Here is a 261-nt window from a genome sequence, read left to right on the forward strand (position 1 = left end):
GTACGGCCGCAAGGTTAAAACTCAAATGAATTGACGGGGGCCCGCACAAGCGGTGGAGCATGTGGTTTAATTCGATGCAACGCGAAGAACCTTACCTACTCTTGACATCCAGAGAACTTAGCAGAGATGCTTTGGTGCCTTCGGGAACTCTGAGACAGGTGCTGCATGGCTGTCGTCAGCTCGTGTTGTGAAATGTTGGGTTAAGTCCCGCAACGAGCGCAACCCTTATCCTTTGTTGCCAGCGGTCCGGCCGGGAACTCA

1 rRNA gene is annotated in these 261 nt (G+C 53.3%); it reads left to right on the forward strand.

Features of this window, described 5'->3' with window-relative positions:
* Window positions 1-261, forward strand: a 16S ribosomal RNA gene (locus WFN75_RS22550); the annotation flags it as partial.

Source organism: Leclercia sp. UBA7405, assembly GCF_037152215.1.
GTDB classification, from domain to species: domain Bacteria; phylum Pseudomonadota; class Gammaproteobacteria; order Enterobacterales; family Enterobacteriaceae; genus Enterobacter; species Enterobacter pneumoniae.